The sequence below is a fragment of the Corynebacterium silvaticum genome (genome assembly GCF_002162115.2).
GTDB classification, from domain to species: domain Bacteria; phylum Actinomycetota; class Actinomycetes; order Mycobacteriales; family Mycobacteriaceae; genus Corynebacterium; species Corynebacterium silvaticum.
The window spans coordinates 224008-248882 of record NZ_CP021417.2; the positions used below are offsets into that span (position 1 = coordinate 224008).

The 24875-nt window shown below is 55.4% G+C and carries 20 protein-coding genes and 2 pseudogenes; 12 read left to right on the top strand and 10 right to left on the bottom strand.

What is annotated here, in order from left to right; all coding sequences use genetic code 11:
• The first annotated feature begins 13 nt into the window (after window positions 1-13).
• The 3 genes from CBE74_RS13455 (at window position 14) to CBE74_RS13465 (ending at window position 3934) form a co-directional block, all read left to right on the top strand.
• Window positions 14-2740, top strand: coding sequence for a DNA polymerase III subunit gamma and tau (locus CBE74_RS13455; RefSeq protein WP_087453232.1), 2727 nt, complete (start codon window positions 14-16; stop codon window positions 2738-2740).
• A gap of 103 nt (window positions 2741-2843) precedes the next feature.
• Window positions 2844-3164, top strand: a complete 321-nt coding sequence (locus tag CBE74_RS13460) for a YbaB/EbfC family nucleoid-associated protein (RefSeq protein ID WP_087454815.1) — start codon at window positions 2844-2846, stop codon at window positions 3162-3164.
• A gap of 113 nt (window positions 3165-3277) precedes the next feature.
• Window positions 3278-3934 (top strand): recombination mediator RecR, encoded by a 657-nt coding sequence (locus CBE74_RS13465; RefSeq protein ID WP_013910599.1) that lies wholly within the window; start codon window positions 3278-3280, stop codon window positions 3932-3934.
• A gap of 7 nt (window positions 3935-3941) precedes the next feature.
• Here the strand turns inward: CBE74_RS13465 and CBE74_RS13470 are convergent.
• The 4 genes and pseudogenes from CBE74_RS13470 to CBE74_RS13485 all read right to left on the bottom strand — a co-directional run bounded on the left by CBE74_RS13470 (window position 3942) and on the right by CBE74_RS13485 (window position 8489).
• Window positions 3942-5278: pseudogene (locus CBE74_RS13470) on the bottom strand (GntP family transporter).
• Window positions 5278-6186, bottom strand: a complete 909-nt coding sequence (locus CBE74_RS13475; protein WP_087453233.1) for an NAD(P)-dependent oxidoreductase — start codon at window positions 6184-6186, stop codon at window positions 5278-5280. Before CBE74_RS13475 ends, CBE74_RS13470 begins: the two are co-directional and overlap by 1 nt.
• 28 nt (window positions 6187-6214) lie before the next feature.
• Entirely contained in the window at window positions 6215-7642 is a 1428-nt protein-coding gene (locus CBE74_RS13480) for a four-carbon acid sugar kinase family protein (protein WP_087453234.1), read from the bottom strand.
• A gap of 142 nt (window positions 7643-7784) precedes the next feature.
• On the bottom strand, window positions 7785-8489 hold the full coding sequence (locus CBE74_RS13485; RefSeq protein WP_087454816.1) for a FadR/GntR family transcriptional regulator: 705 nt from the start codon (window positions 8487-8489) through the stop codon (window positions 7785-7787).
• Window positions 8490-8601: 112 nt separating this feature from the next.
• Between CBE74_RS13485 and CBE74_RS13490 the strand changes: the two are divergent.
• From CBE74_RS13490 to CBE74_RS13500, 3 genes and pseudogenes are all read left to right on the top strand, one after another.
• Window positions 8602-9433 (top strand): annotated as a pseudogene (locus CBE74_RS13490) (fumarylacetoacetate hydrolase family protein).
• Window positions 9434-9534: 101 nt separating this feature from the next.
• The gene (locus CBE74_RS13495; RefSeq protein WP_225870246.1) at window positions 9535-9852 is read left to right on the top strand and encodes a hypothetical protein; all 318 of its coding nucleotides are present in this window, start codon (window positions 9535-9537) and stop codon (window positions 9850-9852) included.
• A gap of 56 nt (window positions 9853-9908) precedes the next feature.
• Entirely contained in the window at window positions 9909-10571 is a 663-nt protein-coding gene (locus CBE74_RS13500) for a hypothetical protein (protein ID WP_225870245.1), read from the top strand.
• Window positions 10572-10633: 62 nt separating this feature from the next.
• Here CBE74_RS13500 and CBE74_RS13505 read toward each other — a convergent pair whose 3' ends face one another.
• From CBE74_RS13505 to CBE74_RS13520, 4 genes are all read right to left on the bottom strand, one after another.
• The gene (locus CBE74_RS13505; protein WP_259484379.1) at window positions 10634-10762 is read right to left on the bottom strand and encodes a hypothetical protein; all 129 of its coding nucleotides are present in this window, start codon (window positions 10760-10762) and stop codon (window positions 10634-10636) included.
• A 486-nt stretch (window positions 10763-11248) separates the two neighbouring features.
• Window positions 11249-12001: a type 1 glutamine amidotransferase gene (locus tag CBE74_RS13510; RefSeq protein WP_087453237.1), complete on the bottom strand. Its 753-nt coding sequence runs from the start codon at window positions 11999-12001 to the stop codon at window positions 11249-11251.
• A complete protein-coding gene (locus CBE74_RS13515) occupies window positions 12001-13275 on the bottom strand; it encodes a Mur ligase family protein (RefSeq protein WP_087453238.1) in 1275 nt (424 codons plus the stop codon). Before CBE74_RS13515 ends, CBE74_RS13510 begins: the two co-directional genes overlap by 1 nt.
• An 11-nt stretch (window positions 13276-13286) precedes the next feature.
• A complete protein-coding gene (locus tag CBE74_RS13520; RefSeq protein ID WP_087453239.1) occupies window positions 13287-14333 on the bottom strand; it encodes a DNA polymerase III subunit epsilon in 1047 nt (348 codons plus the stop codon).
• 823 nt (window positions 14334-15156) lie between these two features.
• Between CBE74_RS13520 and CBE74_RS13525 the strand changes: the two genes are divergently transcribed.
• Entirely contained in the window at window positions 15157-15864 is a 708-nt protein-coding gene (locus CBE74_RS13525) for a coiled-coil domain-containing protein (protein ID WP_225871190.1), read from the top strand.
• A gap of 72 nt (window positions 15865-15936) precedes the next feature.
• Here CBE74_RS13525 and CBE74_RS13530 read toward each other — a convergent pair whose 3' ends face one another.
• The gene (locus tag CBE74_RS13530; protein WP_087453240.1) at window positions 15937-16680 is read right to left on the bottom strand and encodes an NADPH-dependent oxidoreductase; all 744 of its coding nucleotides are present in this window, start codon (window positions 16678-16680) and stop codon (window positions 15937-15939) included.
• 88 nt (window positions 16681-16768) lie between these two features.
• Window positions 16769-18586 carry a 2-isopropylmalate synthase gene (leuA, locus tag CBE74_RS13535; RefSeq protein WP_087453241.1) on the bottom strand — a complete coding sequence of 606 codons (1818 nt, stop codon included), beginning with the start codon at window positions 18584-18586 and terminating at the stop codon, window positions 16769-16771.
• Between the two features lie 227 nt (window positions 18587-18813).
• Between leuA and CBE74_RS13540 the strand changes: the two genes are divergently transcribed.
• The 5 genes from CBE74_RS13540 (at window position 18814) to CBE74_RS13560 (ending at window position 24535) form a co-directional block, all read left to right on the top strand.
• Window positions 18814-19752 carry a sugar-binding transcriptional regulator gene (locus tag CBE74_RS13540; protein WP_087453242.1) on the top strand — a complete coding sequence of 313 codons (939 nt, stop codon included), beginning with the start codon at window positions 18814-18816 and terminating at the stop codon, window positions 19750-19752.
• A gap of 266 nt (window positions 19753-20018) precedes the next feature.
• Window positions 20019-20735 (top strand): purine-nucleoside phosphorylase, encoded by a 717-nt coding sequence (deoD, locus tag CBE74_RS13545; RefSeq protein WP_087453243.1) that lies wholly within the window; start codon window positions 20019-20021, stop codon window positions 20733-20735.
• Between the two features lie 12 nt (window positions 20736-20747).
• Window positions 20748-22124, top strand: a complete 1377-nt coding sequence (locus CBE74_RS13550; RefSeq protein ID WP_087453244.1) for an MFS transporter — start codon at window positions 20748-20750, stop codon at window positions 22122-22124.
• A gap of 59 nt (window positions 22125-22183) precedes the next feature.
• Window positions 22184-22849 (top strand): deoxyribose-phosphate aldolase, encoded by a 666-nt coding sequence (gene deoC, locus CBE74_RS13555; protein WP_087453245.1) that lies wholly within the window; start codon window positions 22184-22186, stop codon window positions 22847-22849.
• A 21-nt stretch (window positions 22850-22870) separates the two neighbouring features.
• Window positions 22871-24535 (top strand): phospho-sugar mutase, encoded by a 1665-nt coding sequence (locus CBE74_RS13560; RefSeq protein WP_087453246.1) that lies wholly within the window; start codon window positions 22871-22873, stop codon window positions 24533-24535.
• Window positions 24536-24875 lie beyond the last annotated feature (340 nt).

Consider the following 24875-nt stretch of genomic DNA (forward strand, 5'->3'; position numbering starts at 1 on the left):
GTAGGCTAGGACAGTGGCTTTATATCGCAAGTATCGCCCCGCTTCATTCGCTGAGGTGGTGGGGCAGGAGCAGGTAACTCAGCCGTTGTCTGTGGCTTTGGACAGTGGACGTATCAATCACGCCTACTTGTTCTCTGGCCCGCGCGGTTGCGGCAAGACCTCCTCGGCGCGCATCATGGCGCGTTCGTTGAATTGCGTTGAAGGTCCTACCTCAACTCCGTGTGGCAAGTGCAACTCGTGCATTTCTTTGGCACCTAATGGCCCGGGAAACCTTGATGTCACTGAGCTTGATGCCGCGAGTAACAACAGCGTCGATGATATGAGGGAGCTACGCGACCGGGCCATGTATGCGCCGGCGGAGTCGCGGTACCGGATCTTTATCATCGACGAGGCTCATATGGTGACCACTCAGGGTGCTAACGCTCTGCTCAAAATCGTGGAGGAGCCACCGGAGCACCTGATTTTTATCTTTGCCACCACGGAGCCTGAGAAGGTTATTGGCACGATCCGTTCGCGGACGCATCATTATCCGTTCCGGCTGCTCACCCCGCAGTCGATGCGGGGTCTGCTGGAAACCACGGTTGCTAGCGAAGGCGCGCTAGTTGAGGATTCTGTGTATCCCATGGTGATCCGCGCCGGTGGCGGTTCCCCTCGCGATACCCTGTCTGTTTTGGATCAGCTGCTCGCGGGAACCGGCCCCCAGGGGCTGAGCTATGAGACTGCGCGGTTGCTGCTGGGTGCCACCGATGATGCGCTTATCGACGCCGCCATCACGGCACTGAGCTCACAAGACAAAGCCGCGCTGTTTACCACCATTGACTCTGCCGTCGAGGCGGGACTTGATCCACGACGCTTTGCCACAGATCTCCTTGACCGCCTGCGCGACCTCATGGTCCTGCAGGCCGTGCCGGACGCTTTTGAACTAGGGCTTGTCGACGCCCCCACCGACCGCGCGGACGTGATGCGCGCCCAAGCCGCAGACTTTCATCAGGGCGAAGTCGCCCACCTGGCCGCATTGGTCAATGACGGGCTTCGCGGTTTGAAAGGGGCGACGTCTCCGCGCCTGCTGCTGGAAATTCTTTGCGCAAAGATGCTGCTGCCTAGCACCCCGGCCACTGTGGCTCTTACGCCCCCTCCCGGTAATGCACAGCCCGCTGGTCTTCCGACGGGTGGACAGTCTTCAGAGGCTTCTGCTGCCATTCCGGCTAAGTATGAGCGCAAGTCTGTCCGCATGGCTCGTGAGGCTGCTCAACGCAAAGCTGCGCAGGAAGAAGCAGCTCAACGCAAAGCTGCGCAGGAAGAAGCAGCTCAGCGCGAGGCTGTGCAGCAGGAGATGCCTCAGCCTAAGCCAGTAGCGCAAGCGGAGAAGCAGGCCTCGGTTCCGGAACCAGAGCCACGGAAAGAACACGCGGCGGAGAAGCCTGAGACACCTAGCGCGGCAAAAGCTACGCCGGTGCCTGAGCTACCAACACCTACGGTAGCTCCCTCGGATGACGTGGAAACGGCTGCGGAGGGGGCGTCGATAAGTAATGACGATGCCTTTGTCGCGGACGTGCGCGCGCGATGGTCAACGTTGCGGAAGATGGTGCATAAGAAGAGCGCTGTCGCCGGTATCTTGCTCGCTGAGTCCTGCGTTCTGGGAATGCGCGAGGGGACGCTGGTGTTGGGGCATAACACCGGGCCGCTTGCGCAGGGGTTGAATCTTGCTAAAAACAATGACGTTATCGTGGAGGTTATTCGCGCTGAGCTAGGGCGGGACGTCATTGTCGACTGCATCGTGGGAACGGATCCTGCCGCGGCGGGTTTTAGCGAGCCTCAAGCAGAGAAGGCTTGGAGCCCGGAACCAGAAGTCTCTGAACCAGAGACTTCCGAGCCTGCGCCCGCGCCTGCTGCCACGCCCGTTGCTGCGGAACCCATCGCTGCTGAGCAGGAGAAACAGCCAGACGTAGCGCAGCAGGCCCCTCAGCCACGTGTTGCTGAGAAACCCCCTGCGCCGGCTGAGCCTGCTTCTTCTACGTGGGGAGAACCCGCACCGATTGGTGGAGACACCCAGCGCGCACCACGAACAGAACCCCCGACGCAGGTGGCTCAAACCACTGGGTGGGGAGAGCCTGCGCCACTCGGCGGCCAGCCTGACGCGGTGAATGACTCACCGGCCAAGTCGGAGCAATCTGAACAACCGCCGCAGGGTACATCGCAGCAGCCTGCACGCAAGGTTGAGCAGCGAGAGGTTGTTCCCACTGTGCCTACGCCCGTGCCTGCGACACCGCCAGTCCAAACGTCGCCGGTTCAGAAACCACCAGCCCAGAAGCCACCGGTTCAGAAACCCAAGTCGCGGTGGCAGGAGGCCGTGGCGCGTAGTGCTCAAGCTGCGGAAGAGCGGGCAAAGCGACCAGAGTTTTCCGATGGCGTGCCACTGCCGCCAGAACCTGATGATTTTGGCGCTCCCGACTCGGATGACTGGACCCCGCCGGAGGAACCCTATAGGTATGCCGCTGACGAAGGTTTTCCAGAACCCACCGGGGGCGCACCTCAGCCCTCGCAGGAGGAATCAAAGTATCAACGGCACCGTTCCTCGGAACCAACGACTGCGGTAGAAACGTCTAATGTTCCAGACCATGACGAGGAAGAGGAGATGGTTCGCGAGGCCGCGAGCGGCTCGGTAACGCGTGATCACCGCGATGCTTTAACCGTTGCGATGGATCTACTCGCAGAGCAGTTGGGCGCGCGCCAGCTTTAGGCTTCCCCGTATGAGCTTCACAGACGTGAAGTAGGTACACTGGCCCATTGACCGATCGCCTTCCGTTATGGGAGGCGGCAAACAAACGCGAAAGGCAGTTTTCATGACTCAGCCGGACATGTCCCAGCTCTTGGCACAGGCGCAGCAGATGCAAGCTCAGTTGCAGGAGGCGCAGCGCGAGATCCTCGCTAGCACCGTTACCGGTACAGCAGGCAACGGGCTTGTTTCCATTGACATTCAGGGCAATGGAATGGTGAGCAGCGTTACCATTGATCCTAAGGTTGTGGATCCGGAGGACGTGGATACCCTTCAGGACTTGATTGTTGGTGCGTTTGCTGAGGCTCACCAGAAGCTTGGCGAGCTTGCCGATCAGAAGATGGGACCGTTGTCCCAGGGCTTTGACGGCCTTGGCGGTATGTTCTAAGCGAATTGGCTTTTTAAGTACCAGCTCGTCCGAGTTTCGTTGGCCGGGCTGGTCTTCTTTATGTGCCATAGTTTTATGGTTAAACAATCGGAACGACAAAAGGTAGGCAGCTGTTGTTCGAAGGACCGCTTCAGGACCTTATCGATGAGCTTTCACGGCTCCCCGGCGTAGGCCCTAAATCTGCGCAGCGCATCGCTTTTCACTTGCTCCACGTGGAGCCCGCTGACATTGCAAGGCTTCAGGACGCTCTCGGAGCCGTCCGCGACGGCGTAACCTTTTGTCGTATTTGTTGCAATATCTCGCGAGAGTCGGTGTGCCGTATCTGCGCGGATTCTGGCCGGGATCGCGGAATGATCTGTGTGGTGGAGGAGCCCAAAGACATTCAGGTCATTGAGCGGACAGGTGAATATAATGGCCGCTACCATGTGCTGGGCGGGGCATTAGACCCACTGGCCAATATTGGCCCCCGTGAACTGAATATTTCTACGTTGTTGCAGCGCATCGGAGGCGTGCTTCCGGATCGGGAGCTGGCAGATTCTACGCCTGAGGCACCGCTTTACGACGCCACCCCAACGGTGACAGAGGTAATTCTTGCCACCGACCCCAATACTGAGGGCGAGGCGACGGCATCGTATCTTGCGCGCCTGCTCCGCGATTTCCCCGACTTAGTGGTTTCTCGTCTTGCTTCCGGTATGCCGTTGGGCGGGGACCTGGAGTTTGTCGATGAACTGACGTTGTCCCGCGCCCTCAGCGGTCGATTGACGATTTAAACAACCACTACACCACCGCGTACACCAGCGCGGTAAGGATGAATCCGGCAACGCCAAAGGCCGTGGACAGCAACGTCCAGGTGCGCAGGCCCTGCTTCACAGACAGTCCTAAATATTTGGTGACTATCCAGAAGCCGGAGTCGTTGATGTGGGATACACACATGGCGCCGAACCCGATGGCGATCATGATGAGTGTTGTTTGTATGCTGCTCAGCCCGGCTTCTGCTAGCGGCTGGGCCAGGAGTCCCGCTGTTGTGAGCATAGCGACGGTCGCCGATCCCTGGGATGCTCTTAAGGCTAAGGACAAAAGGAATGCCATGAGTATCAGAGGCATATGAGCTGCGACAAGCATGTCTGATAGCACTTTGCCGATACCGGATTCCACTAGCACATTGGCAAAGCCGCCACCGGCACCGGTGACAAAGATGATGATGGCCACGGCAGGAAGCGCAGAATCCAAGACGCCAGCGGAGTGCTCGCGATTCCAACTTTGTTGTTTGCCAATGCTTAACCACGCAACGACCACTGCTATCAGGAGTGCTACAGGAGAGGATCCGATGAAGCTGACAAAGGAATGAATCGCAGTGCCTTTTTCGGTATACATCGCACCGGTGGTACCCACCATGATGAGCGCGATGGGGAGCAAAATAAGGCCGAGGACTGCGAACGGGGAGGGGCTTGGTGGTTAGGGGAGGCGTCGGAAAGCTCCACGGGGGAGGGGCCGCGTTCCACTGACTCTAGGTTGAGTACCTTGGCGGCATAATAGCCGATCACGCAGGTCACAGCAGCGATGGGCAGGACCAAGGTGAGCATGAGCCCGGGATCGGAGCCGAAGATTCCTGCCACTGCAACAGGCCCTGGGTGTGGTGGCAATGTGACGTGCACGGTGAGTATCGCGCCTGCCACAGGAAGCCCGATTTTTAATGGGTTGATCTTGGCTACGGCAGCAAAGCCGAACACGATGGGTGCCAAGATGATAAATCCCACGTCAAAGAAAACCGGAATACCGAGGATAAAGGCTGCGATGGTCACGGCGGCAGTAATACGATGTCTGCCAAGTTTGTCGGTGAAGTAGCGCGCGACTGCCTCGGCGCCTCCTGATACCTCGATAATCCGTCCTAGCATCGCGCCCAAACCGACCACAACGGCCACGGAACCTAGGGTTTTGCCAACGCCGTTGGTCATGGTACTGACGGAATCTGCAAGCGGGATGCCAGAAACAATAGCGGTGGCTATGGATACGCCAATCAATGCCACAAAAGCAGGAACCTTAGCCCATATCACCAGGGCAAGCAGAACGGCTACGGCAACTACGCCGAGCGCCAGTAAAGAAAGACCAGTCATTATTGTTTACTCCCCGTCTCATGCGCCTGGGTAGGGGCGACAACCTGGATAATCGTGGAATCGTCGTGCGCGCCTTTCCCGCGTGCCAAGCCAGCTAGGTATTGCTGTTCGGCTGCTGCTGCTAGCGGCACACCAATGCCTGCAGATTTTGCTGCGGCGGTGACAATGCCCATGTCTTTGACAAAGATGTCGAGGCGGCTGCGAACTTCGGGCCCCTCCTCCGAATAGGCTTCCAGCATGCGGGGGCCGCGGTCGCCAAGCATAAAGGAGGCTGCGGCACCGCCCATGAGGGCATCGAGAGCTGCCTTGGGATCGAGTCCTAGCCGGTCGGCTAGCGCTAGCGCCTCGCCTGCAGCTGCGATGTGGACTCCGCATAAAAGCTGATTGACGGTTTTGAGCGCTTGGCCCTTGCCTGGACGATCGCCAACAATCACCAGGTGGGAGGACATAGCTTCGAGCACCGGCTTGATGCGGGCAACCACCTCGGGCTTGGCTCCCACTGTGACAAGCAGCTCCCCGTTTCCTGCGCGTACAGGTCCGCCGGAAATGGGGGCGTCGACAACGTCGATTCCTAGCGACTCAAGCCGATCGGCAGCTTTTTCAACGGCCGTGATGCCCACGGTGGAGGTCAGAAGCACGACCGCGCCGGGCTTGAGCGCTGCGGCGATGTTACCGTGGCCGAAGAGAGCGTCGATAAGCTGCTCCTCATTGCGAACAGCAAGCAAAACGACGTCAGCCCCTGCGGCTGCTTGATGCGCCGACTGGAAGGTATCTAATCCGGCGGCTTTACCTAGTTCAAGGCGAGGTTGTGCAACATCGACGCCCCGGACGGTGAAATTCTGGGCGAGGTTGGTGGCCATGGGGAGTCCCATAGCGCCCAGGCCGACAACGGTAATGATGAGAGACATGGGGTTCCTTTTTAGTGTTTGTGAGGGGTTAGTCTTGGGAGAGGGTAGAAACTACATCGGCCAACGAGGCGTCTGTGCCCACATTTCCTGCAAAGACGATGTAGGGCACGCCTGCCGCAGGGCCTTCTGCCGTGGACCACAGCGAGATGATTCCCGGTTGTATCAGGCCAATGACCATTGCTTTTGTCATCTCTAGTCCTTGCGAGGCGACATCTGAGGACGTGATACCGCCTTTAGCAACCACAAACCGTGGTGTCACCTCATGGACTATGCGATTGACTGCGGAGACAAGTGCTCGGGACACTTTGCGCGCAATGGAAAGCGATTCCTCGCCAGTTGCTCCGGTCACCAGCTCGCGTGAGGTGTGGAAGACAACATTGTCCTTCTTTATTGCCTGGAGTAGCTGGGTATGGAGGCGGTCAAGGTAGTGCTCAGAATCGTCTGCCAGCACTGAGCGGACGTCTAACTCGATGACCGTGGGGGAGGAGGTCTGCAGTAAGTGGTTGAGTTGTCGCGTGGTGGTGGGCACGTGTGATCCGACCACGATGAGCCCACCTGGCACAGTGGCGGGAACATGGCGCGAGGCTGCGATTGTTTCTGCGTTGAGCACTTCGGGGGTTTCTTGCCCGATGCGAGCGCGCACAAAGGGTGGTCCCACGCGGTAGATGAATCGCTTCCCCATACGTTCTGCCTGCAGGATTCCTAAAGACAGCGCGCGGAGATCGTGTTCATCGACGATGTCAGCGACGATGGGTTGACGATGAGCAGCCTGGAGAAGTTGCTCAGCGATGGCGTTGGTATCAGATCTAATTGTGCGCAATGTAATTCGAAGAACATCAGTTGCGAGGACGGCGCCTGTGGTTTTCTCCTCAACCCATTCGGGTAGCTGGGAGGAGGAATAACCGAAGGTGGCATCGCGGGCGAACTCGGTTTCTCCTACGGGCTGAAATCCTGTGGCAGCGTTTCCGGCATAGTGGACAGAATCGACGGTAATGCGTCCTGCATCGCCGAATGCTGGAACGATAATGTAGCCGTCTACCGGCCCTTCATGCTTTTCGACGACCTCGGCAAGCGTGTCTGGTTCCAAAGGGAAATGACCCCGGAGCGTGGAGTCGCTACGAGAGACAAAGATGGGACGTTTGCCTGCAGCTTCAGCAGCTGCATATGCTGCCTCTGCGACGGAGACATTGATGGCCTCTGCATGATGCGGGTCGAGTGACCGGGAATTGGTCATGACGTAGATGGCCGGGGTGTCCTGGGCTAGCGCCCATGCAAAGTCTTCTTGTTCCCAGCGGGTGAGCACGGGAAGGTGCGCCACTGACTGGGTGCCGGTGGGGTCGTCATCGAGAACGATGAGGACGGTATGCGCTGGTGTTGCTTGTTTGACTGCGCTGGCATGGATGTTAAGTGGTGCGGGGAACCCTTCGGTGAGTTCCGAAAGCTGGTAGAGGGTCATCCCAACTCCTTGGAGATACTTGGTTCCTAGACCTCTGAGGTCTTGTGTGTCTCAGACTAGGGTCTGGCTCACGTGGTGACAAGCTTTTACAAGGAAATGTAGGAAAAATTTGGTTTATGCCCGACTGGGCACCAGGCCTGCGTTAGTGCATCGAGTCTGGTAAGAACGTAGAAATATCGTCGAAAGTTTGAGTCATATGTGCGCGCATGGCGTCTTTGGCGGCTTGCTCATCTCTTGCGATAACGGCATCTAAAATTGCATGGTGATGTCTACTCGCACGCTTGCGAACCTCATCCACGGCATTGGTCTTGCGCCGCGATTCCGCTAAAGCGCCCGCCAACGGAATCATGAGTGCTGAGACGAAGGGGTTTCCCGTGGCCTCAAGCAGCGCGGTATGAAATGCAACGTCTGCGTCAGTGGTGGCTGCTACGTCGCCACGCTCGGTGGCGGCGTCGTAAGCGGCAAGTGCCTGCGTCATCTTTTCAATATCCGCCTCGGTGGCGCGGGCTGCGGCCAGCCCCGATGAGCCGACTTCGATCATGCGCCGGACTTCCGTGAGATAAATTCCGATGGTTTTGGGGTCTAGGCTGCGCGAAATCACGTCCATGCGGGAGCGCACATAATTCCACTGGTTGATGGGGGTTACAAAGGTGCCGCGGCCATGGACCACCTCCACGACTCCGCGATCTGCGAGGGTACGCACTACCTCGCGCATCGTGGGGCGGGAAACTTCCAGGTAGGCGGCAAGGTTTGTCTCCGGCGGAAGGGCGTCGCCAGGGCGGAACGTGCCATCTGCGATGGCGTCCATTATTTTCTCGATGCCTTGAGTGACCAGATAGGTGCGCACGGTTTTTCCTTCCAAATACTTCCTACTGGGAAATGTACCGTACCCGATGTCATCGACTGGGGCGGCTGCGCGTATTAGCGTGGAATAAACGAGTCCTAAAGGAGCGAACATTATGCGTCTTGCAACTATAAGAACCCACGGAACGACGACCGCTGCGCGCATCGAGGACACGAATCTCGCCGTAACTATCCCGGGCTTTGCCGACGTCGGCGAGTTGCTCAACAACCCCAACTGGCGGGAGCTGGCGGAATCGGCTGACGGAACGACTGTGAGGTTTTCCCCGCAGGATCTGCATGCGGTTGTTTCCCTCTCCCAAAAAGATCATCTGCGTGGGTCTGAACTATGCCAATCACATCAAAGAAATGGGGTGCACGCTGCCGGAAGTCCCTACCTTATTTATTAAATTTTCTGACGCACTGACCGTGCCTTTCGACGACATCCTAGTTCCTCCGTGGGCTAATGGTGCCCTCGACTGGGAAGGCGAGCTGGCTGTGGTGATCTCGCAGCGTGCCCGCAGAGTGAGAGCCTCAGAGGCGGAGAACTATATCGCCGGGTATGCAGTGATGAATGACTACAGTGCCCGTGATTATCAATACGCAACGCTTCAGTGGCACCAGGGAAAATCCTTAGAAAAGACGACAGGGTTGGGTACCTGGCTAACCACGAGTGAATCCTTTGATCTTGGCGGGGAGTTGAGCACGTATCTGAATGAAGACAGGATGCAAAATGCTGCTACCAGCGACTTTGTGTTTAAAACGGCCGATCTTATCCAATACATCACGCATCTTTATCCGTTGGATCCGGGAGATGTGATTGTGACTGGAACCCCTGGTGGGGTGGGGCATGCTCGTGATCCTCGGCGGTATATAGGCGATGGGGATGTGGTGACGGTGAAGATTGAGGGTTTAGGGCGTATTGCTAACAGGACCATTTTTGAAAAGTGATAAACATCTTAACGATTCTGTAAGTATCTCATGCATTTATAAGTAAACTTGGGAAAGTATTGCCATTTACCCATTTATTTATTATGTACGGAGGTCCCTCAATGATTCTAAGGAAGATGTGTACAGCTGCGGCGATAGGTGTGATGATCGCTGCGGGGGTTCCTGCTAGCCAGGCGTTGCCCTCCGACGGATACTTTGACACGACGAATATCCCGTCAGAGACAAAGGTGAACCAGGGCGACCAGATTCACCCGGAAGACTCAAAGTATGGGCATTCCTATTGCACCGCCGGCTATGTCGATGCCGATAACGGTCGCGTATGGCTATCAGGGCATTGCGGAGCAGACGGTGCCAAAGTGTATATGACAAACATAAGCGAGAAATCGGGACGATTAAGCAGAGATACTATAAAGAGCTAACAGAAGGACAATGGCCTCGGGGGAAGCATAATTTCCGGGCCAATGACCTAGCGTATGTGCAGCTTACTGATAAGTCTCTTGCCGGGAAGAATGTGTTTTCCGGAAACCGCGTATACGAGCCTCAAAAAGGCGACACGATCTGTTATTACGGAGCTGCTTCAAAGAAAACCTCTTGTTCAGAAGTGCTCAACACAGATTCATATCTAGTCGCGGCCGGTGAACTCGGCACAATAACAGGTGATTCTGGTGGACCCAACTGGGTTCCCGGAAAAGGCTATGTGGGACAGACCTTGGGCGTGGTCTCGTGGGATAACACAGATGCAAGTGTCTCGGTGATTCGTAAGCAAGATGTCGATATGACCTCACCTGCGGTTCCATGGACGCAGGACTATGAATTTGCATTCCCCACTCCAGATGAGGCCAAGAAAGCACAAAAAGCTGAGGTGCTTTTGCCGATGGTCTATCAAGAAACCAAGCAGCGCGAGGAAAGCAACGCGTGGAAGTTTGATGAGTACCTCTCGGATTTAGGACATGCAGGGAATACTGCCGAGCTGCGTGAGGTTATTCAGGAACACAAAACAGCATTAACCAGCGTTGTAAACAGCAACCCTTGGGGCAGCAATGATGAAGGCAGGGTTTCTTTTCTCACCGCAGTCACCAAAGTGACAGAACTGGGCGAGGAGATTAATCGTCTCATAGAAGAAAAACGCGCCACGTAAGGCTGCAAAAGGTGGTCACCGGCTGGATTGTCGGTGACCACCTTTTTAAGAACTTCTAGTGGCTAGAGAACTTCCTCCACCACACCGTTGACATTATGTATTTTAAAGCTGCTTGCTTTGCCTTCCAACAGCGCGGTTTCCATATCCTCGTACATGCGTGCATCTTCATTCACATCATTGGTGTTACTCATAAAAGAGAAATCCTCCTGATTGGGTTAGATACTTACGGACTCGGGATGAGTGGACGCCAGTGTAACTACGCCATGGCGCCGATTACAGGGAGTCTGGTGGCTCGTGCGTTTGCCGCAAAGGCGGTAACGTTAGCTTCTTGACGCTGATTCTTTTTAGCGCAGAGAGTCCAAGCTTTGTGTGCAGGGATGTTATCGCTAGGGGCGACCACCCTTGAGGGGACAAGCATGGCCCTCACTCAGCATGAGATATATGTAACAGATGGCAGGTGCCGCCTGAGCGAAGGGGCAAAGCGCTTGCTTTAGGCCGCGCTGATTGTCGTTTTTGAGAACGCTAGAAATCGCGACCAGTGGCTTTGCGGAGCATCGGGCCTCTAGCGTTCCCAAAAACGACAAATTCCCTTGCTGCTGGGCAGGAAACCACTAAACCCCTGAGCTGGACGCTAAATATTCCAGCTCAGGGGGCGAGAAAAATACAGTGGAAAAGAACTAGACCAGGCGTTCCTTGCGCAGCTGATCAACCACGGGCAGCTCTAGGGGAGCGAGCTCACTAAGAGCCACGCCCATGGCCGTAGCCAGCAGGAGGTCGGCTAGCTGGGGGTTGCGGGCAAGTGCTGGGCCGTGCATGTATGTGCAGATCACATTTCCTTGGACTGCGCCTTCTGCGGTTATTTGCTCAGGGTTTGCTGATGCCTGGGAAATGCCGTATTCATCTGTGTTTCCCACACCGCGGGTGACCTTTCCTAGCGGCTGCGCATCAGGGCCGAGGAGAGTGGCACCCATGTGGTTTGCAAAGCCGGTGAGAGGTTCCGTTAGCTCGGAGGTGATGCCGTTGCGTGTCGGGTTGGCTTGGAGTTCTCCGATGGTGCGTTTGGCTAGGGAGGCGGTGGTGGCGTCGATAAGCCCTACGCCATCAACCATCCTGCCGCTTGCCCGGAAAGACTGGCCGAGCACTTGAAGACCAGCGCAAATGCCTAGGATCGGGCGGCCGGCGTTTGCTGCTCGAGTGAGGCCGCCGTCTGCGATGAGATGCTCTGCGGCAAGGATCTGGGCTGTGTCTTCACCGCCACCTAGGCAATAAATATCCAAGGATTCCGGTACTGCTTGGCCCATCCTCACCGTATGAATTTCTGCGGTGAAACCACGCATGCGGGCGCGTTGCCTTAACACCAAAGCATTGCCGTCGTCGCCGTATGTGCTCAGGATATCGGGAAGGATGAGTCCAATAGAAAGATCAGTCATTAGGACTCCTTTGCGGCCGCGATGGCCTTTTTCAAATCGCGGAATGCGGTGTAATTGGCAAGGACCTCGACGCGGCCAGCAGGGCAAGCCTTGATGGCGTGCAGAGGATTCTTGATGAGCTCATGTTCTACCGAGGCATACGTCAGCCGCACTGAAAGGTCAGTGCCGCGTTCGCCAGAAGCCTTTACAGATAGCTCATCGAGCTCTTCAAACTTAACGTCCCAGAGCCATGAGAGATCTTCACCATCCGCGACCTGGCCATTAACTGCAATCACGAGACCTTCCGCGGTGCGGTCGACCATGGATAGCGCTTCTTGCCAGCCTGCCGGGTTTTTAGCCAAAAGTAGATGAATCTGGTGTTGCCCAAGAGTGATGGTGGAGTAGCGCCCCGCTACATCGTCGACAGCTTCTACCGAGCGAATCGCTTGGGGAAGCGGGACATGGAAGCATTCCACGGCGGCAGCTACCGCTTGGGTAGCGTTACCACGATTGGCGTTGCCGGGAAGCGCCAGATTGAGAGGAGAGAGCTGCGTTGTTGGTGCATCTGTGCGCGCCGGGGAGGCTAGGCCTTCAGCAGTGATGCTCCACTGCGGGGTCGGGCGACGGAATTGTTCGCCGTTGGGCAACGGCTTGACTGCGTACCAGTCGGCACCATCGTGGACCACGTGCCCGCCAGTGCGCGGGCAGGAAACGGAATCGCCTTGCCAGCCGGCTCCTGCGGATACCCACACAACGTTTTTGGCGTCGTAGGCGATGGAGGTAACAAGTACGTCATCACAGTTGGCGATCACGGTCATCTCGGGGTGTTTGATCACGCACTCGCGGAGCGCACGCTCAATCTTGTTGATTTCTCCGACCCTGTCCAGTTGGTCGCGGGTGAGGTTGAGGAGGATTAAGCATGATGGCTTGAGACGGTCTGCGACGGCTGGGACGTGGAGCTCGTCTACCTCAAGGATCACATGGCTAGCCTCCTGACCTGCCATGAGTGCGGAGATGATGCCGGCGTCCATATTGTCGCCGCCCTCGTTGGTTGCCACAGTATGTTGTGCACGTACCGCGGATGCGAGCATACGGGTGGTAGTGGATTTACCGTTGGTGCCAGTGGCGATGGCGACGGGGCGATTGTCGCCTAGCGACGCCATGATGTTCGGGTCGATTTTCTCGGCTATAAGGCCGCCAATCATTCCGCCCGACCCACGACCGGTGGCACGCGAAGCGGTTGTGGCCAAGCGTGCGGCGCCGATGGCAAGGCGGGTGCGCAGATTCAAACTCATGGGACCAGAGTTTAGTCGTCTTCGCGCGCCTTCCCCGGTTTGACGTCTACGACAGCCCGGAGGAATTCCTCATCTGTTATCAATGGAATCTCTTTTCGGTGCCCATGCATGGCTTTTCCAACGAGGTCTTCTTTTTTATTGCACACCACAACGCTGGACTTACGCGTGAGTTTTTCGTTATACGCTAATCCGGTGCGCAGGGTCGCCTCGATGATCACATCTGGATCTTCCGTGATCTCTGGGGCGATCACCACCTCCATGCCTTGCACAAAGCCGCTGTCGGGGGAGTACACGCCTGGATTCTCGTACTCGCGTGGGACCTCCATGGCGTCCACTCGGATGTCTGAGCGCTGCAGCCCAAACTTGTCTGCCCGCAGCTGCTCGGGAGTATAAGAGGAGATGACTCCGCACGCTTTTTCTACAAAGTGCATGCGTGCGATGAGCAGAGTTTCCTCGCGGGATACCTGCGATTCCGGGCGCGCGGCACGTTCGAGCGAGGCAACCGGGGACGGGGAGTCGAGGCCTAGCGCATGAGCGACGGCGCGGATACGGATGTCTTCAAAAGCAACGCCTTGTCGACGCGCCGTTGCTAGCGTATCGACGATCAGACGTGGGCGCGGAATATGCCCTACTCGTTGTCGACGGTGATTGCGGTTCCTGTGCCGGGCACGGTTTGCCCGAGCAGCGGTACTCATGGCTCGACGAGACTCGGATACGAGGAAACCCCAGGTATAAGGCGTGTTGTGGAGGATGAGGGTGCGGCCGTCGATAAGCTTGCCCAGCGGTTTTAATATATGGCTAAATTTTTTGCCTTGCGCGATTTCTTCCCTGCTGAGCCCGTGGAGATGGAAGGGGCCGGGGTTATCGCCAGGGTTGACGACGGCGTGAAAATGGTCGACTTCCTCCCCGTCTTCGGTGAACGTGACGGCATCGACAGTAATGAGACGAGAAGTAGACGGGTGGATACCGCTTGTTTGTATCGATAACGCTACGTAAGGAGCATGCTCAATCTCAGCTGCTCGGTCTGCGTTGGGGTCGCCTACTTGCTTGTTGGTCATAGGAACAGTGTAGTTGGCGTATTTGACGGGTAAGCGTGGCGAGGGCTTGCGGGGGTCACACGATAAACCTGGCAGGGGTGAAAACTCCCACATCCAAATTAATCACATTGTTATAACAATCTTAGTTAATGGCATCTCGGACGGTTTTGTGTGTGATTAGCTAAGAAATTTATATGTGTACAGGGATTGCAATGCTCTGTGTGGATGTAAGGGTGGTCATTTTTGGTGAATTTGTGGGTTTATGGGGCATTGTGCGTTCTTTAAACGTGGGAATGGTTGTGGAGGTGCGGGAAGTTTAGGTGGACATATCCCACATTTGGGGCGTTGGGGCTTTTTCTTGGGGGGGGGGTAATAAAGGGGTGGGAGAGGTTTTCCTTAATGTGAAACTTAATTTAAAATAAATATAAAACATGTATTAACTTGACATTGTTATTATGTAACTTTAAGGAAAGTTGCCCCCAGGGTGTTACCCATCATGGGGATCCGGCGTGTCAAGGATCTTGGAGGATCTGAAACTATGAAGAAGCTTGTCTCAGCAGTGGTGAGTTGTGCGATTGCAGGATCGATTTTGACTGCGCCGGTGGCTGGTGCGCAGGAAACTCGGCTTGACAGCCTCGTGATTACACACAACCGAGATGGAAGCCCACATGTTATTGGGTCTTGTACAGGTAATGGGACCGGTGATCCTAACGTCAGGTTGACTCAATGTAAAGATGCATCGATAAAGGAATTGGCTGGTCTGATCTTCAAAAGCGATAAGATAATCGCCTAGCAAGAACAAAAGTTGCAGCAACAATCCGAGCGATTCTCTGAAATCTCTCGCTTGTTTGAAACTGAGCAAGTTTACAATAAGTTTTTGGAAGGTTTGATCGATGACGGAATTGATCTTATTGATCAACTGATTTCGCAGAATCAGGGACAGCAGCAAAAAATTCATGTTTTAAAAGAAAATCTGGACAAGCTGCAAAACGATCTCAATGCCTCTAATAAGCGCATTGAAGATGCCGAAGCAGAAAATCGAAAAATCCGTGAGCAGCTTCTAGAGGGTCTGGACATTATTGATAAGCAACATGAACTGCTCGAAGAGCAGAATGCTACAATCAAGCGTTTGATAGATCAAGTCCAGGATTTGGAAAAAGACAGTGAGACGTTAAATGCAGATAATGAAACGTTGCGAGGAAATGTTCAAAAAGCATTGGACGCCTTGAAGAAGTCTCTAGAAGAAAACAAAGAACTTGCAGAGAAGAACCATGCATTGAAAGAGCAGCTTGACAATGCGCAATCAAAGATCGAAGAGCTTGAGAAAAAGTACGCCGAAGCTCAGAGCGATATCTTGGGTTTGAAGAACGACAATAAGCGTCTGGAAGATTTGAACAAGAAGAACTTGGACAAGCTTGGCGAGACCGAAGGCAAGCTCAACACTGCTTCTATATTGGCCACAGTGTTTGGTGTGATTTCGGCTATCGCAGCGATCATCGGAATTGGTGGCTTCCTCAAGCCAATCATTGATCGCTTCTTCCACCACCGTTAAATATAAGAAAACCGGGCGTATAGGCCTGGGGGCTTAAGGCGCTGCCCGAATATGGGCAGCGCCTTTTGTGTTCTAAAGATCAAAGCCTTGGGTGCGAGCAATCTCAAAGGTGAGGTCGCGGTTGTCTTTGATCGGTGGATTTTTTTGGAGGGTTTGGATGGTGAAGCTGTCCACTCGCTGGTTAGCATTGCGGAGGTCGTAATAGGTGGTCATGGTGGAGTCATAAGAGGACATGGACTCTGTCCAGTCTTCCGGCTCGTGATAGCCATTTTCCATGATTCGGAGGCTCTTGGGCATGCGTGGTTTGAGCTGGGGCGATTGGTTTGGCCAGCCCAGTGTCATGCCAACGACAGGGAACGTGAGTTCCGGAAGTGCGAGCACGTCAATTACGGCGGCAGCGTCGTTGTGAACGTTGCCGAGGAAATTAACACCCAGGCCGAGTGATTCCGCCGCGATGCATACGTTTTGGGCCATGAGGCAGGCGTCGGTAAAGCCTTGGACAAAATTGCGCGGGTACCCGGCGGGCTCGGTCGGGGCGTCGTTATGAGCAAGGATGCGTTTGGTGCGGTACAGATCGACGATAAAAAGAAGGTAGATGGGGGCTCTGCCTACGTATTCTTGCGTGCCGATTGCGGTCAGCTGCTCGCGGAGTTTGGGATCGGTGACGCGGATAATGCTCGCGGTCTGCATTCCAAGGGAGGTTGGGGTGTGTAATGCCACTTGGAAGATCTGGTCGAGTACGTCTTCTGCGACGGGCTCGGATGTGAACTCGCGAATCGTGCGGTGATTGAGCTGGGTGCGGATTGTTTCGTTCATGAGTCTCAACTGTAGCGGGGGCGCATGTAGTGCGGTCGCAGGAAACCCCACCAAAACTGTGCTTTGGTGGGGCAAAAGTAGGGGAGGACTAGCTCAGGGCGCGATTGACCGCCGAGGTAATGGCCTTGAGGGAAGCGTACGTAATTGATCCTGCGATACCTACGCCCCAGTAGCGCTGTCCGTTAACGTCGGCCAGAATGTAGGCGGCGGATTCTGCGTCGTCGCCTGCGGTGCGGGCATGCTGCTCGTATTCCTGCACTTCCACGTCGATGCCCAGGGATTCGAGTGCATTGGCATAGGCAGCGATGGGGCCGTTGCCGTGGCCTTCGATGGTGGTTTCTTTGCCTTGGAATTCCAGAGTGACGGCAATATGGGCCTCGTCTGTTTCATTCTGGGCGGCGTCGACACGCATAGCGATCTGTTCGATTGGTGCGGTGCGATCCAGGTATTCATGGGCAAAGATGTCCCACATGTTCTTGGACTCTACTTCGCCGCCCTCGGCATCGGTGACGCGCTGGACTACAGAGGAGAACTCCACCTGCATGGGGCGCGGGAGTGCGATGCCGTGGTCGGTCTTCATGATGTAGGCTACGCCGCCCTTGCCGGACTGCGAGTTGACGCGGATGACTGCCTCGTAGTTGCGGCCCACGTCCTTGGGGTCGATGGGCAGGTAGGGAACTTCCCAGGTTTCCTCGCGGAGGTCTTCCCATGAGACATCGGTGTGGGTCGCTCCGGGGCGAACTCGCGACGCCATAGCGTCCAGGCCTTTGTTGACGGCATCTTGGTGGGAGCCAGAGAAAGCCGTAAACACCAGGTCGCCGCCGTATGGGTGGCGCTCGGGGACGCGCAGCTGGTTGCAGTATTCTACGGTTCGGCGGATCTGCTCAATATCGGAGAAGTCGATTTGTGGGTCTACTCCCTGTGTGAGCATGTTCAGCCCCAGGGTGACCAGGCAGACATTTCCGGTGCGTTCGCCATTGCCAAAGAGGCAGCCCTCGATGCGGTCGGCACCTGCCATGTATCCGAGTTCGGCGGCGGCAACACCGGTGCCACGGTCGTTATGCGGGTGCAGTGAGAGAATGATGGAATCGCGACGGTTCAGATTGCGATGCATCCACTCGATGGAGTCGGCGTACACATTGGGAGTGGCCATTTCCACGGTGGAAGGCAGGTTGATGATGATGGGATGCGCGGGGCTGGGGTTCATGACCTCGACTACTGCATCGATCACTTCTTTTGTGTAAGCGAGTTCGGTGCCGGTGAAGGACTCGGGTGAGTATTCCCATCGCCAGTTGGTGTCTGGGTAATCGGCGGCAATAGTTTTAATCAGTTCTGCCGCGTCTGTGGCCAGCTTTTTTATCGCCTCTTTATCCCTTCTAAACACAACATCGCGCTGCAGAATAGACGTGGAATTGTAGAAGTGAACGATAACGTTTTTTGCGCCCTCGCAGGCCTCAAAGGTGCGGCGAATGAGATGTTCTCGCGCTTGCACCAGAACTTGGATGGTCACGTCCTCGGGGATCATGTTTTTCTCGATGATCTCACGGACAAAATCAAAGTCGGTCTGCGAGGCAGAGGGGAATCCCACCTCGATCTCTTTGTAACCCATGGTGACCAGCAGGTTAAACATGCGGCGCTTGCGTTCCGGGCTCATGGGGTCGATAAGCGCTTGGTTGCCATCGCGCAGATCCACGGCGCACCACTGCGGCGCGGACTCAATGGTGACGCTGGGCCACGTACGATCCGGCAGATCGATCTTTTCCACTTCTGCAGCAAAGGGTCGGTAGCGGTGGACAGGCAGGTCGGATGAGCGTTGCTTGTTCCAGGTGGCTTGGCCGGCGGCAAAGTTGCCGGAAGGGGTACGAATGTCGGCCGGTGCGGAGATAAAGGCGTCGGAGGAAGCCATGATGAGTGTCCTTGAATGCAATCATTGAGAGGAGGACAGTATTCTGGGTACTGTCCCACGACCGGCTACACCAAATATCCGCGACGGGGTGCCGGCCGTGTTTTCTAGGCCTGTGACCCGCCGCGGCATAGAAGAAGTAGGTTCATGCCTGGCATGTGGCATAGCATACATATGATGTGAAGTGTTTCCAGTGAAAGTAGCCTTTCGGGGGTGAAGTAAGGGGCATCATGATTGACGCACGAGATGCACAAGCCATAGACGCGGCGAAGTTGTATTACGCTTCGGGGCATGGGCAGGCAGAGGTAGCACAACGTTTGGGTATTTCGCGCCCTACGGTGTCTAAATTGCTTAGCTATGCGCGGGAAAAAGGTTTTGTCACCATCACCCTCAGTGACCCCCGTGAACAGGGCGATGAGATTGCGCAACGCCTCAAAGAGCACTTTAAGCTTGACGACGTCCGCGTGGTGCGCCCCGTCAGCCCCGACAAGGAAGAGCTGCTGCGGGAGTTGGGTAATGCGGGTGCCTCTTTATTGGAGGACTTGGTATGTGATGGGATGTCGGTAGGCATCTCTTGGGGCAACACCCTTAACAATGTGTCGGAGCACTTGCGCTCACTCCCGCGTCATGACGTGAGCGTGGTACAGCTCAAGGGTGGGCACTCATTGAGTGAGCGCAGCACAAATGACTTGAGCACCTTGACTCGTTTTGCGCGCGCTTTTAACGCGGAGATGAAGCTCCTGCCTTTGCCCGTGATTCTGGATAGTCGTGAAGCTAAAGACCTCGTTGTGCGCGATCGTCATATTTCCTGCATGCTAAGCGCTGGCGCACATGCCGATGTTGTGGTGTTTACTGTTGGGTCTGTCCAGCGGGAAAGTTTGCTGCTTAACCTGGGGTATCTCTCGGAAGGGGAGATTGATCGGTTGCTCACGCATGCCGTGGGCGATATTTGTTCGCGGTTCTATACGGCTACGGGCGAGGTTGCCGATCCCGCGATTGACGCCCGAACCGTGGGGATTTCCATTGAAGATCTCAGCACGCGGCCAACGCGTGTGCTTATCGCCGGTGGGGTGGATAAAGCAAAGGCGATTCGCGTTGCCCTTGAGATGGGGACCACCACGCATCTGGTTACGGATTTTGGGGCTGCACAAGCCGTGCTGGGGGAGTGACGTGTGCGGGAATAATTCTGGGATCAGCTAGAGCCGAGGGGCATTGGGCCCTCGGCTTTTGGTTTTTCCAGATGGTGGGAGGGGGCTCGGAGAGAAAAGGGGAAGTCCTAGAAAAAGGTGGAACGAAAGTAAAATAGGGCATTGACATATGTTCCGCGGTGGACTTATCCTGTGGATGTAGCACACCACGTGCTGTTGCGCCGATGCCTCGGAAGCATGAGTAGGGGCACGGTCTCTTAACGCTTATATCGTGAGGAGTAGCTGAAATGGCTGAAAAGTCCACGCCCCATATCAATCCACGCGGTGTTGATATCGCAGATACGGTTCTGCTTCCAGGTGATCCACGCCGCGCGAAATTCATTGCGGAGACGTACCTCGACGACGTTGTTCAATTCAACGAGGTTCGCAACATGCTTGGATACACCGGAACGTATAAAGGAACTCCAGTTTCTGTGATGGGATCGGGAATGGGAATGCCCTCCATCGGTATCTACTCGTGGGAGCTCATCAACATCTTTGGTGCGCGCAACGTTATCCGGGTGGGCTCAATTGGTTCTTTGCAAGAAGACATCAACCTGTATGACATCATCGTGGCATCGTCTGCTTCCACGGACTCCAACTTCCTAGAGCAATACAACTTGCCAGGTACATACGCGCCTACCGCGTCCTGGAAACTGCTGAAAGCCGTGGTCGATGAGGCTGACAAGGCTGGTCAGGAAGTGCACGTGGGCAATATCTTGTCCTCGGATATCTTCTATAACGCTGATGAGACCGCAAGCGCCCGCTGGGCTCGGATGGGTGTCATGGGCGTGGAGATGGAGTCGGCAGCACTGTACTCCATTGCTGCGTACGCGGGTGCTCATGCGTTGGGCCTGTTTACCGTGTCGGACAATATCCCCAAGGGGGAAAGCACCACATCTGAGGAACGTGAAAAGGCATTCACCTCGATGATGGAAATCGCTCTTCCGCTCGCGGGAATCTAGTGGGAGGCCATCATGTCTCATACAAACGTCGATGCGCGTAACGGCACAAGCCATACGGGCATAGTTAATCCTAAAGCGGCAGTTCCTGTACTCCTGTTTTCCTTTGTCTTTTGCTTAATTGTGGACAATGGATTTAAAACAATGACTGGCCCAATGGCAGCCGGTTTGGGTATTGATCCGAATACCGCGAGCCTCCAAGCCTCTCTTGCCGGTGTGATCATCGGTATCGGCGCTGTGGTGTATGCCGCGCTTGCCGACACCATCTCCATCCGCAAATTGATGCTAGTAGGAATTGGGCTGATTGCAGTCGGCTCGATCATGGGCTTTGTATTTTCCGGTTCGTGGCCGATGGTGCTGTTTGGTCGCATTGTTCAAACCGCCGGTCTTGCTGCTGCGGAAACGCTGTACGTGATCTATGTGACCAAGCATCTTTCTGAAGATGATCAGAAGACCTACCTGGGCTTTTCCACTGCAGCTTTCCAGGGTGGACTGCTAATTGGGGCTTTGACCTCAGGTTTTATCTCCACATACGTTTCATGGACCGCTATGTTCTTGGTTCCGCTGATCTTGATTCTTGTGGCTCCTTTCATCCAGAAGATGGTTCCGGAGGATGAAGCCGTAGAGGGAACGTTCGACGCTCTCGGGCTCTTCTTGGTGTCCGTGTTCGCTGCTTCTTTGACCATTTACATGCAAAAATTCAATCCGTTGTGGCTGATCCCCACGGTGCTCGGAATTGTCGGTTTTGTGGTTCATGTAAAGAAGAACAAGAAAGCGCTCGTCTCGCCGGAGTTCTTTACCAATGGTCGGTATGTGTGGGCGATTGTCCTGGTGTTCGTGATCTATTCCACGCAGCTAGGGTTTATCTTCTTGCTCCCCTTCGCCGCGTCCGACGTTCACGGGCTTTCGCAGGATAAAGCTGCACTGCTCATGGTCCCGGGCTATGTCTGTGCAATTTTGGTGGGCATTTTCTCCGGCGCAATCGGCAAAGTCCTGAGCTCTCGTCAGACTATTTACACGGCTTTGTCCATGATCTTCCTGTCACTGGTGATCGCGGCGCTCGGCCTGAACCTGCACATCGCGGTATTGATATGCGCGATCGTTCTTTTCGCCTCTGGCTTCGCCCTGATGTACGCGCCATTGGTGAATACCGCATTGATAAATATCACAGCTGCAAAGTCGGGTATCGCTATCGGTTTTTATAACCTGACCATCAACATCACGATTCCGCTGGGTATTGCCTATACCGCAAAGCTCATGGATCTACATTTTGGCTACTCGACGATCCTGTGGGTGCTCGCTGCGATCGCTTTGATTGGTGCAACTATTTACGTCCTTGCAGACCGGCGCATGTCTAGTACTGAACGTGCACGTGGCGTGTATGTGGCGTAGAAGGCGCGTCAGCCTTCAGCATTATTTTTACTTTTCTTCAAACACTAAGGAGATTTTCCATGTCGTCTCAACTCACCCGCTCTCAGGTCGCCGCAATGATCGATCACACTCTGCTCAAGCCGGAGGCTACTGAAGCGGATGTGAAAGAACTGGTTAAAGAGGCTGCACAACTCGGCACATACTCTATCTGCATTTCGCCTTCGCTACTTCCGGTAGAGGTTCCTGAGGGTGTCCATATCGCTACCGTGGTGGGATTCCCCTCGGGTGCCGTCAAGCCTGAGATTAAAGCTAATGAGGCATCCCGTGCGGTTCACGACGGCGCTGAAGAAGTAGATATGGTGATCAACCTGGCCTTGGTTCGAGAGGGACGCTTTGAGGATCTCCAAGCGGAAATCGCGGCGGTGCGCGCGGCAGTACCTGCGCCAAACGTGCTCAAAGTAATCCTTGAGACCGCAGCGCTTGACGACGACCAGATCGTGCGTGCCTGCGAAGTCTCGGAGAAAGTCGGCGCGGACTTTGTCAAGACTTCCACCGGTTTCCATCCTGCAGGTGGCGCCAGCGTGCATGCTGTGGAGATAATGAATCGTACTGTCGGCGGGCGCCTTGGCATCAAAGCATCGGGTGGTATCCGTGACACAGAAACCGCAAAGGCCATGATTGCCGCAGGTGCAACCCGATTGGGCTTGTCTGTTTCCGCAGCTGTTCTAGCTGGATTCGACGAGTAGCGGAAAGGTAGGGCAGCGGAAATGACAAACGCATTGATCGAACGCGCGCGTGTTTGGGCAGAGCACGATCCGAATCAGGAAAGCCGTGAGCAGATTGAGGCATGGATTGCCGCGCACGACGATTCCTCGCTCGCGCGTGCTTTTGCTGCTCCTCTTCACTTTGGTACCGCAGGCTTGCGTGCGCAAGTGGGACCGGGTGAATCGCAACTCAATGAAGCAACGATTCTGCGCACCACGGCTGGCCTCATGGCGTGGCTGTTGGAGAACCTGGGCCACGACTCAGTGCCCCGCGTAGTGATTGGTTGCGATGCTCGGCACGGGTCTTCAGAGTTTTATACTGCTGCGGCGGAGGTTGTCTCCGCAGCTGGTGGCGAGGCCTTGGTTCTGCCTCAGCAAAACCCGACTCCTTTGACTGCATATACGGTTAAAGCGTTGGGTGCGGACGCTGGAATAATGGTTACGGCCTCCCACAACCCGCCAGCCGATAATGGGTACAAAGTGTATCTGGGCGGCAGGATTGCCACTGGCGACGCTGAAGGCGTGCAGCTTATCGCACCCGCCGACGCAGAAATCGCTGAGGCTATAGCAGCGGCCCCATTCGCTGATCAGATTGCGCGCAATCGTGACAATATTCTTGAGGTTGACACCCGCGAGCACTACGTCGAGCGGACCGTAGGACTTGCCGGCGCAGACATTAGCGAGGAAGCACGCGCCAATGTGCGAATCGCACTGACCGCTATGCATGGCGTGGGTGCTGCCCTGGGGAAAGAAATTTTGGAGAAAGCGGGATTCGAGGTTTCCCTTGTTCCAGAACAAGCAGAACCTGATGCAGATTTTCCCACTGTATCTTTCCCCAACCCTGAAGAAAAAGGGGCGTTGGACCTGGCCAAAGCTCATGCGCATGCCATTGATGCCGACGTGATTATTGCCTACGATCCCGACGCAGATCGATGCGCTGTAGCCACCAAAGACGCCACTGCTGAGGGTGGATGGCGCCAACTGAGTGGTGATGAGACAGGCGCTCTCCTGGGCGAATATCTCGGTGCTACAGCTACGGGATCGTATGCCAACTCGGTAGTATCAGGCCGGCTCCTGGCTCAGATAGCTAAAGCGCATGGGTTGGATCATGCACAGACTCTTACCGGGTTTAAGTGGATTGCGCGCACTCCTCACCTTGCTTTTGGTTACGAGGAAGCCATCGGATACTGCTGCGATCCGGAGGCGGTAGCGGACAAAGATGGAATTTCTGCGTCGGTGGTCGTGGCAAGCCTCGTCGCAAAGCTTAAAGCGGCTGGGCGAACGCTTGATTGCGCTCTCGACGACCTAGCCAAGGCACACGGTCTGTATATGACGGCCCCGCTGACATTCCGCGTGGAGGATCTGTCCATCATTGCTGAGGGAATGAAGACCTTGCGTACCACGCCGCCGACGGAGCTTGCCGGCTCGAAAATCACTGAAGTGATTGATCTGTCGGAGGGCACGTTAGGTTTTGGCGCCACGGATGGGATGATGTTCCTAACGGAAGATAACGATCGGGTGATTTGTCGACCCTCTGGAACTGAACCAAAGCTTAAATGCTATTTAGAGGTCGTTCGGCCAGCTGGCGAGGATGGCATGGACCGTCAGGGAGCACAAGATCGGCTCGCGGCGATCGCCGAAGATTTGCACAGGGTTTTGGGCGTGTAACTGTGAATATTAGCTAGTCCCCGCTGTTTTTGGCGGGGATTTAGCTATGTGCGGGGGTGCAAAAAGATGTAGGGTTTATTGTGGAAAAATAGTCATTTGCAGGAATTATTACATAGCGAATGTGATACGCACACGTATGCATGAAGTGTGACGGGGGTGGGGAGGTGGAAAGATATATGCAATACTTGCACAGTATTGCAAGGGTGGAAATTTTTCGGCTAGAGGTTAAACCGATGTTTGTTTTGCCCGTCTAATATGAGGGGTCGGGGGTGGAAATAAGGGGGTAATTATGGGGCGAGCAGTGATTTTTATATGAGAAATTAGGGGACGTGTACGCAAT

What these genes read in the sequence shown, in the direction of transcription:
- CBE74_RS13480 (WP_087453234.1), bottom strand. Translation starts at nt 7,642, where the DNA reads ATGACCCTCTACCAGCTTTCGGAACTCACCGAAGGGTTCCCCGCACCA.
- CBE74_RS13510 (WP_087453237.1), bottom strand. Translation starts at nt 12,001, where the DNA reads ATGACTGATCTTTCTATTGGACTCATCCTTCCCGATATCCTGAGCACA.
- CBE74_RS13560 (WP_087453246.1), top strand. Translation starts at nt 22,871, where the DNA reads ATGACAAACGCATTGATCGAACGCGCGCGTGTTTGGGCAGAGCACGAT.
- leuA (WP_087453241.1), bottom strand. Translation starts at nt 18,586, where the DNA reads ATGGCTTCCTCCGACGCCTTTATCTCCGCACCGGCCGACATTCGTACC.
- deoD (WP_087453243.1), top strand. Translation starts at nt 20,019, where the DNA reads ATGGCTGAAAAGTCCACGCCCCATATCAATCCACGCGGTGTTGATATC.
- CBE74_RS13515 (WP_087453238.1), bottom strand. Translation starts at nt 13,275, where the DNA reads ATGAGTTTGAATCTGCGCACCCGCCTTGCCATCGGCGCCGCACGCTTG.
- CBE74_RS13540 (WP_087453242.1), top strand. Translation starts at nt 18,814, where the DNA reads ATGATTGACGCACGAGATGCACAAGCCATAGACGCGGCGAAGTTGTAT.
- deoC (WP_087453245.1), top strand. Translation starts at nt 22,184, where the DNA reads ATGTCGTCTCAACTCACCCGCTCTCAGGTCGCCGCAATGATCGATCAC.
- CBE74_RS13550 (WP_087453244.1), top strand. Translation starts at nt 20,748, where the DNA reads ATGTCTCATACAAACGTCGATGCGCGTAACGGCACAAGCCATACGGGC.
- CBE74_RS13460 (WP_087454815.1), top strand. Translation starts at nt 2,844, where the DNA reads ATGACTCAGCCGGACATGTCCCAGCTCTTGGCACAGGCGCAGCAGATG.
- CBE74_RS13505 (WP_259484379.1), bottom strand. Translation starts at nt 10,762, where the DNA reads ATGAGTAACACCAATGATGTGAATGAAGATGCACGCATGTACGAGGAT.
- CBE74_RS13520 (WP_087453239.1), bottom strand. Translation starts at nt 14,333, where the DNA reads ATGACCAACAAGCAAGTAGGCGACCCCAACGCAGACCGAGCAGCTGAG.
- CBE74_RS13475 (WP_087453233.1), bottom strand. Translation starts at nt 6,186, where the DNA reads ATGTCTCTCATCATTACCGTTGTCGGCCTGGGCGCTATGGGACTCCCC.
- CBE74_RS13495 (WP_225870246.1), top strand. Translation starts at nt 9,535, where the DNA reads ATGATTCTAAGGAAGATGTGTACAGCTGCGGCGATAGGTGTGATGATC.
- CBE74_RS13530 (WP_087453240.1), bottom strand. Translation starts at nt 16,680, where the DNA reads ATGAACGAAACAATCCGCACCCAGCTCAATCACCGCACGATTCGCGAG.